The organism is Enterobacter sp. Taxon_8 (assembly GCF_058354585.1).
On sequence record NZ_CM177989.1, the window covers coordinates 1,265,598 to 1,275,188 of the forward strand.

The following is a 9,591-nucleotide window of genomic DNA, read 5'->3' on the forward strand; positions in this document are numbered from 1 at the left end:
AATGAATAAACGTCGCGTATTTGTTTTTTGTTTTTTGTTTTTGGCTGGGTGTAGTAACCATATTATATTTGAGCCAAATGAGTTACCTGATGGACATGTTGGTCAAGAATATTCTGTTCCAATCACTATCTCCGGAGGCTCAGGGCCGGTTGTTGATTTGAGTTATGAAATTCACCCATCAAATTCTGGATTAAGTTTAGTATTTTCTGAAAAAAAGTATTATACAAGATATATATATAATAACTTTACCATACAAGGCAAACCTAAATCACAAGGGGTTGTAATAATCAGTATTAGGGGCGGGGTGGTTGCTAGTGCAGGGCAATATTTTGAAAAAAAATATGAGGTTAATGTTCTAAAATAAATTAACGATAAAACTAATCTGTTTTTCATGCAGTACGGTTAAAAATCGAATCAAGCTAAACAAAGATTTGGAATATGTCCGTAAGCACGTTTTTGGAAGCGTGGTTTTCAATTTATTGAGATAAATGAAATATTTTATTCATGCCTTAATCCTTATTGCGTGCGGTTGCACAGGCACTCACCCAATAGTCCTTCCTGGAAAAAACGTTCTCAAAGTTGCAACCGTTAATCACAATTATCAGGATGTCATTGAAATAAAAGGCGGGGCTGTTAATGAATCCAGCGTATCGGTGAGTATAATCCCGAACGACTCAGGGTTAGCATGGAATCCGGAAGAAATAAAATATAGTTTTGGTGGAGAGGATGGAGTAAACAAAAATTACCATCGCATCATCATATCTGGGATCCCGAAAAAGTCAGGTGATTATCGCGTAACTGTTTCTGGATTTACTCTTGGCACAATGTATTCCGGTAAAGACTTTTATAAGCAATATACGATAAAGATCAAGTAGTAACTGACTTAATGCATGTTTATTTTTCTAGAGCATAATTTCTCTGCCGATGTGAAGGAATACTATGAGCACTAATCCCCCGATAAGATTCAGCCACAGCCACCACCTGCTTTCGGTGAAAGGCTGCGCGTCGGAACTTGATGTACTGGCGTTTGAAGGCGATGAAGCCCTGAGCACGCCGTTCAGTTACCGTATTGAATTCACAAGCGCTGACCATGCCATCAGCAAAGAAATGATGCTGATGAAAGCAGCCTCCCTGACGCTGCAGGCCCCGGTGGACCAGGGTTACGGCATCAAGATGCAGCAGGCCGTGCGAACCCTTCAGGGGGTGGTGAGCGGCTTTGAACGTCTCAACACCTCAAAAGATGAAACCCACTATGCCCTGACGCTGCAGCCACGCCTGGCGCTGCTCGATCGTTCGCACCAGAACGCCATTTATCAGGACATGTCGGTCCCACAAATCGTGGAAAAAATTCTGCGCGAGCGTCATAACATGCGCGGTCAGGATTTTCTGTTCTCACTCTCAAAAGAGTACCCGCGTCGTGAGCAGGTGATGCAGTACGGCGAGGATGACCTGCACTTTATCACCCGCCTGCTGGGTGAGGTCGGTATCTGGTTCCGCTTTACCACGGATACGCGCCTGAACATCGACGTGGTGGAGTTTTACGACAGCCAGCAGGGTTACGAGAAAGGCCTGACCCTGCCATCAGTGCCGCCGTCGGGTCAGCATTCCAAAGGCGTGGACTCGGTCTGGGGCATGGAATGCCATCATAACGTGGTGCAGAAGCAGGTCAGCACCCGGGACTACAACTACCGTCAGGCCACGGATGACATGAACACCCAGGTCGATGCGACTCGCGGGGATGCCACCACCTATGGTGATGCCTATCACTATGCGGATAACTATCTGACAGCGGGCAGCACCTACGACCGCAATCCGGCCCCGGAGTCCGGAGCCTTTTTTGCCCGCATTCGTCATGAGCGTTATCTGAATGGCCAGACGCAGACTCATGCCATCACCAGTTGCCCGACCCTCTCTCCGGGTCAGGTACTGAAAGTCACCGGCGGGTATGAAGTGGCAGAGGTCTTTGCTCAGGGCGTGGTCGTCACGGCAATGCACAGCTATGCACGTCGTGATGAGGACTTTGGCGTCAGGTTTGACGGCATCCCGGACAGCACTGATTTTAGTTTCCGTCCTGAGCCTGGCTCACGCCCGGTGATGGCCGGTACATTGCCGGCACGCGTCACGAGCACCACCGAGAACGACACCTACGGTCACATCGATAAAGACGGCCGCTATCGCGTCAACATGCTGTTTGACCGTGATAACTGGGAAACCGGGTTCGAGAGCCTGTGGGTGCGCCAGTCCCGTCCGTATGCAGGGGACACTTACGGTCTGCACCTGCCGCTGCTGGCGGGCACCGAAGTGGCGATTGGCTTTGAGGACGGTAACCCGGACCGGCCGTACATTGCCGGCGTGCTGCACGACTCGGCGCACGGCGACCACGTCACCATCCGGAACTACAAACGCAACGTCCTGCGCACCCCGGCGAACAACAAAATCCGCCTCGATGACGAGCGCGGAAAAGAGCATATCAAGGTCAGCACGGAGTACGGCGGGAAGAGTCAGCTGAACCTCGGCCACCTGGTTGACAGTGAGAAACAGCAGCGCGGGGAGGGGTTTGAGCTCAGGACGGACAGCTGGGGTGCCATCCGGGCGCAGAAAGGGATATTTATCAGCGCTGATGGCCAGATGAAAGCGCAGGGTCAGGTGCTGGAGATGCAGCCTGCGGTCAGCAATCTGGGTGATGCCCGGGAGCAGATGACGTCTATCTCCGATGATGCGCAGAAGGCAACCGCGAACCCGGCCGATCTCCAGGCGCAAATCAAACTGCTGGAACAGCAGCTGACAGACCTCAAAAAATCAGTGCTGCTGCTCAGTGCACCGGATGGAATGGCGCTGACCAGCGGACAACATCTGCAGGTATCAGCCGGGCAGAACCTGATAGCCACGGCCGGTAAAAATGCCGACGTCAGCGTGGTGAAAAATCTGTTCGTCGGGGTAGGTAATGCCCTGAGCGTGTTTGTTCGTAAGCTGGGGATCAAGCTCATCGCGAACCAGGGGCCAGTGAAAATACAGGCGCAGAATGATTTGATGGATCTAATAGCCCGCGGCGAACTAAATCTCATCAGCACCGAAGACGAAATCCATATAACTGCGAAGAAAAAAGTCACGATTAACGGAGGCGGAAGTTATATCACGCTTGATGCCAATGGTATTGAGTCAGCCACTCAGGGGGAATACCGGACCAAAGCCGGTCATTACGGGCGAAAAGATAAGGCCGATGATCCAAAAGACTTCCCTAATGTGGCACCAGAAACTACGGAACCTTCCAGCAAATTCAGCTTTTCCTGACAAGGAGTCAACACATGATTATCAGTCCTCCGTTTCTGAGAGATAAAGATGCCACTCAGTCTGACGCAGACTGGGTTGATGCGATGATGCCTGTCAATTCACGCCGTGGATATCCTCTGAATGCATCAGAGTCCTGGCATGGTGGGATCCATATATCGCATACGGATGCAGGCACAAGACCAGAGAAAGTGAGGGCAATAGCTGACGGGACGGTGGTATCGTTCCACAGGCCCTCCCCGCCACATAAAAGAGATCAGTTCCCATTGAAGTATGCCCCCATCAGAGGAACGGATGATGGCTATGTTTTATTGAAACATGAGACAGAAATAGGTTCCGGAGAGGACGGTAAGGTCGTTTTTTACTCTCTATATATGCATCTGAAGTTTCTGGAAGCTGAGATAAAAGCTGACGCCAAAATTTACCGGAAAGACCCACTTGGCTCTTCCGGAATGACTGATGGCCAGAATGAATTTCACTTCCAGATTTTCTGCGATGATGCCAACATCAGTAAACTGGTGGGACGAAAAACGAAGGAACTGGATATTTCGAAAGATGGTCGCACTGATGTTGTCTATGGAGACATCCATTTTTATCTGCCAGCAGGTACAACGTTTTACGATAAAGCTCCAACGAACAACAGTACTTCCACTACAGGTATTTCTGAACGCTATACAAGTAATGCGCCTCTGTATGTCAGCATGACCCTGGTAAAAGGTAACTGTACGATGGTGACCCGGCAAAAAAATCCGCAAATCGACGGGAAGTATGATCTGTTGGGAGAGCCGCTGATTAACGCTGATGGTGAAGATTATGAATACAATCTTTATAAAACCGCTATGCGGAATTATAAGCAAAGCCCCAGTGCCGGATTTGAGTTGCTTCGTTTTGGCCGTGTAATCAATACCGAGCATGAAACGCTGGTGCCGGCAGATGCGCCATTATGGATGACGGTTAGGTATCCAGGTGGAACAGGAGTGGTAAATCTTGCCGCTCCCGATGTCAAAAAGTTTAGCGATGCAGATTTCCCCCACTGGACGGGATGGCTGCTGGTTGATGATGACACTGATACCCACAGCCAGTGTAGTTCGGCGATTATCGGAAAATTGCAGGAAGAAGGCAGTTACGAAACTCAAAGCAACAGGCTTATCTGCTGCTTACCGTTCGAGTGGGAAAAAAGCACAATAGATGCCAGGTATAAATGGTTGATGACCGGTCTGCCCTGGGAGCAGTGTACGCAGGAAAAAAAGGACCGCGTTCTGATGAATGAGGAAGATTATGGCAAGTTCAAACAGCACGCAGAAGCGCTGTGTTTTGATGCCGGAGCGTTTAGTTCTGGTCGATTATGGCACTTTCACCCTGTTGAATTTATCAGTCTTTTCCGGAAATGTAATTGGCTAAGTGAACAGGACTTTATTAGAACGATCAGAAAAACCGTAAAAAATGAATCTTCTTTAAGAGAAGAAGGGCGGTTGACGGAAAAAACAGTAATTGAACACCTGAATCAAAAGAAAGAAAAATCAACAGGGGTATTTATTCGGCCATCAGAAATGAGAAAAAGCTTAGCATTGACAATGAGAAATTTTGGTGTAAATAGCACAATTAGATTGGCTCACTTTTTATCACAAATATATTGCGAAACGGGTCGGGTTAGCGAATGTGAAGAAAAAGGGAAAGACTCATACTTTGATAAGTATGAACCTGAATTTGATGCAAAACATTATAATAAAAACGAACTTGCGAAAAAGCTTGGTAACGATCAAATTGGAGATGGTATTAGATTTAAAGGCCGTGGAATTATACAGCTAACAGGCAGGACTAATTATAGGGTGTATGGTGAATACAAAGGCAGTAGCGAGAAGTTCATAAGTTCAGCAGGTGCAGAAACTTTAATTTCGTCATCCTATTATTGTTGTGATGCCGGTGGATTCTATTGGATTCAGAAGCAAAGAATGAAGGTGCAAAATAAGAAATTAGTTAACTGGGGCCCATTGTGCATACATTACTGGGCCGACCAAGGGACTACTTATGCAGAAGTTAAGGCAGTAACTAAGTGTGTGAATGGCGGGAGTAATGGACTAGATGGTAGCCGATGGCCTTGTTTTGAACACGCATTTTACGCTTTAAATGATAGTGTTTCTCCAAATGATAATGTTAAATTTTTAGGTTGAAGGTGCATATATGAAAATTAAAATCATGGCTGCCATTCTTGCAATGGGAGTCGTTGCAAGTACTTATGCAAAAAATATTGATTATTGTAAGACGATAACGTTTGACACTGGAGGTTTTAATTATTCTGCTATTATGCAAGCGTCTTCTGATTCCGAATGTCGTGATAAGCCCGTTCCAATTCAATACAAAGGAATAAAAGATACATTCATCCTTACATCAGAGGCAAATCCAACTGGCGGAGCAAGCTATCTGACATGGGATGAATCAACTAAAACGTATGGATATGATAAGGATGAATTAAAGAGCACAATTCATGATATTGTGAAACAGGGTGGGAGTGATAAGTATATTGAAGCATTGAATCCGATTGTTAAAATAAAGTTCACTCCAAAGGATAAAGGGGGGGTGGTTGTATCTGATATTATCTTCGAGGATGAAAACAACAAACCAATCAGCATCGTCAGGGATATATATTTTTACTCACAAGATAACTATGCTGCAGTGTATGGTTCTACTCCAATAAAATACACTCAGAAGAATAAGATCTTTTTTATAGATGAAGTTGAATCACTTTTCGAGACAATGAATATAAATTGGTAAAGTTTTGGGTTTGTTGATGATAAAACACCTAAAAGCTAATGATACTGTAATCACATATACTAAAAAACAGTTGAAGTACAAAAAGGTCGTAGTACTGTAAAAATCATTATTGATTACACCTGACAGGGCAAGTGAGATGGCGGTTAATTATGGATAATACAATTTTACTGTTAGGTTTTGTTAGTGCCATTAATTTTTTTTCATTGGGTGCGTCTGCGAATGATATAGATTTATCATCGGCAGTTAAAAGCTATACCTTCAAGGATGGAGAACCTTATGGCCTATCACAAGTATATCAAATTGATGCACCTGACACCGGTTTCCCGCCTTATTATATTTTCCAGAAGTTAGGTAAAGGGAACGCTTACCCATTTTTTTTAATCGCGAAGGACTACCTGGTAAAGATGAGCCATACAGTCGGTGTAACGTAGTGCTCAAAGTTAATGATCAATATCTCATGCCAAACAGGAATTATAAATCTGGATATGCCGAAAATTCTGAACAATGCCTCGGGATCGATAGAATGCAGATTATTAAAGGTAACAAAAATATTAAATGGTATGTGACCGAGGCTTTATATCAGTCAGAAGGTGATACACCAGATAAAACTGAAGAAGTATATTTTTATTCTGATGGTTTTTTTTGCTTTTCAAAAAATTTTAGTTCAAAACTAGCTGCAGGCAAAATTAAAACAAAAGACCTCGAGAATTTGTCTGTGGATGAGAAATACGCTGAAGAATGTGCTAAATAAAATTCAGTGAAGATTTCCAGTAACTTCAGCTTTTCCTGACAAGGAGTCAAACATGATTATCAGTCCTCCGTTTCTGAGAGATAAAGAGGCGACTCAGTCTGACGCAGACTGGATTGAAGCGATGATGCCTGTCAATGCTCGCCGGGGATATCCTCTCAATGCATCAGAGTCCTGGCATGGGGGCATTCATATATCACATACGGATTCAGGCACAACGCCGGAGAAAGTGAGGGCAATTGCTGAGGGAACCGTGGTGTCGTTCCGCAAGCCGTCCCCGCCAGAAAAAAGAGACCAGTTCCCACTAAAGTATGCCCCTGTAAGGGGGACGGATGATGGCTATGTTTTACTGAAACATGAGACAGAAATTGGTTCCGGAGATGACGGTAAGGTCGTTTTTTACTCTTTGTATATGCATCTGAAGTTTCTGGAAGCAGAAATAAAAGCTGATGCCAAAATTTACCGGAAAGACCCGATTGGCTCTTGCGGAATGACTGACGGGGAGAATGAATTTCACTTCCAGGTTTTCTGCGATGATGACAACATCAGTAAACTGGTGGGACGAAAAACGAAGGAACTGGATATTTCGAAAGATGGTCGCACTGATGCGGTTTACGGTGATATCCATTTTTATCTGCCAGCAGGGACAACGTTTTACGACAAAGCACCCACAAATAACAGTACTTCCCTGACCGGGCTTTCTGAGCTGTATACCAGCAGTGCGCCTCTGTATGTCAGCATGACCCTGGCGCATGGCAACTGTACGATGGTGACCCGACAGAAGAATACACAGACTGACGGGAAGTATGATCTGCTGGGCGAGCCGCTGGTTAACGCCGATGGTGAAGATTATGAATACAATCTTTATAAAATCGCTATGCGGAATTATAAGGAGAGCCCCAGTGCCGGATTTGAGCTGCTTCGTTTTGGCCGTGTAATCAATACCGAGCATGAAACGCTGGTGCCGGCAGATGCGCCGTTATGGATGACGGTTAGGTATCCAGGTGGAACAGGGGTGGTAAATCTTGCCGCTCCCGATGTCAAAAAGTTTAGCGATGCAGATTTCCCCCACTGGACGGGATGGTTGCTGGTTGATGATGACAACGATACACACAGTCAGTGTAATTCGGCGGTCATAAGAAAGTTGCAGGAAGAAGGCAGGTACGAATCTCAAAGCAACAGACTTATCTGCTGTTTACCATTCGAGTGGGAAAAAAGCACAATAGATGCCAGATATAAATGGTTGATGACCGGTCTGCCCTGGGAGCAGTGTACGCCGGAAAAAACGGCCATATGGCAGGTTCCCGGGTCGCAGCAATCAAATGAACGTACGCTAATGAGTGAGGAAGACTATGGCAAATTCAAGCAACACGCAGAAGCGCTGTGTTTTGATTCAGGAGCTCTCGGTTGCGGAAGATTGTGGCATTTCAACCCTGTAGATTTTATTGCTCACATGAGACTTTGCAGTTGGCTCAGTCTGAACGATATTATTAAATTGGTGAGAAAGTATCAAAAATCACCTGTGTCTGTTTATGATCGTCGACATCCATTAACCATTGATGAACTAACAAAGCGATTAACAGGAGAGGGCATGAACAGTGCAGGGGATGTTAAACGTCCAGCGGCGATAAATGAGGCTCTCCCCAAAATACTAAATAAATATGGAATTAATACACCAATCAGAATTTCACACTTCTTCGGTCAGATGGCTGCTGAAACTGGGCGGTTCGATAGTTTAGTCGAGCTAGGCTCTGCGAACTACTTTTCTGTACACTACGACCCGGGCACGGATCAGGGTCATAAGTTAGGGAATACATTGACTGGTGATGGTGCTAGATTTAAAGGCCGAGGATCTATTCATCTAACTGGAAGGGCTAATTATGGTCATTACAGTGAATATCGGCAAGGTTCAGGTTCTAATTATTTCACTACTGAACCCCATAATGATCTGATTGTAGAGGATGCATTTTTTGCATTTGATGCCGGAGGTTATTACTGGTCCAGTAAGCAAAAATATATAAGTCGCAATGGGCGACTTGTAGCCTCAGGAAAATTAGGTATAAACTTTTGGGCTGATCAAGGTGCGACTCATAACGATGCAGAAGAGGTTACAAGGAGAATAAATCCAGGGAGAATGGCGTTTGAGGACGTCAGGTGGCCTGCGTTTAAGCATGCGTGGTATGTGCTTAACGATTCTACAGAACAAGAAGCCGATTATTTTGCTATTAAGGAATAAATATGAAATATTTAAAATTGCTAATCGTGTTATTTGTGTCGATGACCTTTTCTGCATTTGCTATGAGTTCAAATCCAAACTTTACTCCTCAACAGACAGTTATTAATTTTATAAGTGACTATGAGCAGTGGAATGAAGAAGCTACGCAAAATCTAAGTGAAGATACTGGTTTTCAGGCAAAAGATGAGTACATTAAATTACTTAATAAGTATTGCACTCAATCTACAAGCAGGATTGGTTATGATGTCTATGGTCAATACTCGTTGCATATTGCCGATGGAGAAAAAATACTCAGCACTACAAAAAATGGTCAAGAGGTTATAATTAAAACAGAGGTGTCGTCCAGATTTGGAGATACGGCCGCTGATATGGATTATTTTGAATATCACCTGGTTTTGGATAAAAATAAATATTTAATTGAAGAAGTATATCAGTTGTCAAAATCTGGTAAAAAGACCAAAACATTATAACTTCATAAGTTTTATTCTTAGATGCTCTCTTGCAAAAAATTTGCTGGGGCATCTGATTTAAAGTTTGTTAAATATAG

9 protein-coding genes are annotated in these 9,591 nt (G+C 44.6%); all 9 read left to right on the plus strand.

Annotation, left to right across the window (positions count from 1 at the left end):
• Nucleotide 1 precedes the first annotated feature (1 nt).
• The 9 genes from AC4IBF_RS06030 to AC4IBF_RS06070 all read left to right on the plus strand — a co-directional run bounded on the left by AC4IBF_RS06030 (nt 2) and on the right by AC4IBF_RS06070 (nt 9,514).
• Nucleotides 2-364, plus strand: a complete 363-nt coding sequence (locus tag AC4IBF_RS06030) for a hypothetical protein (RefSeq protein ID WP_325813741.1) — start codon at nt 2-4, stop codon at nt 362-364.
• Between the two features lie 124 nt (nt 365-488).
• A complete protein-coding gene (locus tag AC4IBF_RS06035) occupies nt 489-875 on the plus strand; it encodes a hypothetical protein (protein ID WP_325813740.1) in 387 nt (128 codons plus the stop codon).
• 64 nt (nt 876-939) lie between these two features.
• Nucleotides 940-3,291, plus strand: a complete 2,352-nt coding sequence (locus tag AC4IBF_RS06040) for a type VI secretion system Vgr family protein (RefSeq protein WP_491463201.1) — start codon at nt 940-942, stop codon at nt 3,289-3,291.
• A gap of 14 nt (nt 3,292-3,305) precedes the next feature.
• On the plus strand, nt 3,306-5,459 hold the full coding sequence (locus AC4IBF_RS06045) for a hydroxyethylthiazole kinase (RefSeq protein WP_491463202.1): 2,154 nt from the start codon (nt 3,306-3,308) through the stop codon (nt 5,457-5,459).
• Nucleotides 5,460-5,469: 10 nt separating this feature from the next.
• Entirely contained in the window at nt 5,470-6,060 is a 591-nt protein-coding gene (locus AC4IBF_RS06050) for a hypothetical protein (RefSeq protein ID WP_136195520.1), read from the plus strand.
• 149 nt (nt 6,061-6,209) lie between these two features.
• Nucleotides 6,210-6,491: a hypothetical protein gene (locus tag AC4IBF_RS06055; protein WP_143345373.1), complete on the plus strand. Its 282-nt coding sequence runs from the start codon at nt 6,210-6,212 to the stop codon at nt 6,489-6,491.
• 92 nt (nt 6,492-6,583) lie between these two features.
• Nucleotides 6,584-6,811, plus strand: a complete 228-nt coding sequence (locus AC4IBF_RS06060; RefSeq protein ID WP_143345372.1) for a hypothetical protein — start codon at nt 6,584-6,586, stop codon at nt 6,809-6,811.
• 52 nt (nt 6,812-6,863) lie between these two features.
• Nucleotides 6,864-9,044: a hydroxyethylthiazole kinase gene (locus AC4IBF_RS06065; RefSeq protein ID WP_325813736.1), complete on the plus strand. Its 2,181-nt coding sequence runs from the start codon at nt 6,864-6,866 to the stop codon at nt 9,042-9,044.
• 2 nt (nt 9,045-9,046) lie between these two features.
• Nucleotides 9,047-9,514, plus strand: a complete 468-nt coding sequence (locus AC4IBF_RS06070; protein ID WP_136195518.1) for a hypothetical protein — start codon at nt 9,047-9,049, stop codon at nt 9,512-9,514.
• Nucleotides 9,515-9,591 lie beyond the last annotated feature (77 nt).

Bases quoted from the DNA above. Each gene is read 5' to 3' on its own strand.
- AC4IBF_RS06030 (WP_325813741.1), top strand. From the start codon at position 2: ATGAATAAACGTCGCGTATTTGTTTTTTGTTTTTTGTTTTTGGCTGGG.
- AC4IBF_RS06035 (WP_325813740.1), top strand. From the start codon at position 489: ATGAAATATTTTATTCATGCCTTAATCCTTATTGCGTGCGGTTGCACA.
- AC4IBF_RS06040 (WP_491463201.1), top strand. From the start codon at position 940: ATGAGCACTAATCCCCCGATAAGATTCAGCCACAGCCACCACCTGCTT.
- AC4IBF_RS06045 (WP_491463202.1), top strand. From the start codon at position 3,306: ATGATTATCAGTCCTCCGTTTCTGAGAGATAAAGATGCCACTCAGTCT.
- AC4IBF_RS06050 (WP_136195520.1), top strand. From the start codon at position 5,470: ATGAAAATTAAAATCATGGCTGCCATTCTTGCAATGGGAGTCGTTGCA.
- AC4IBF_RS06055 (WP_143345373.1), top strand. From the start codon at position 6,210: ATGGATAATACAATTTTACTGTTAGGTTTTGTTAGTGCCATTAATTTT.
- AC4IBF_RS06060 (WP_143345372.1), top strand. From the start codon at position 6,584: ATGCAGATTATTAAAGGTAACAAAAATATTAAATGGTATGTGACCGAG.
- AC4IBF_RS06065 (WP_325813736.1), top strand. From the start codon at position 6,864: ATGATTATCAGTCCTCCGTTTCTGAGAGATAAAGAGGCGACTCAGTCT.
- AC4IBF_RS06070 (WP_136195518.1), top strand. From the start codon at position 9,047: ATGAAATATTTAAAATTGCTAATCGTGTTATTTGTGTCGATGACCTTT.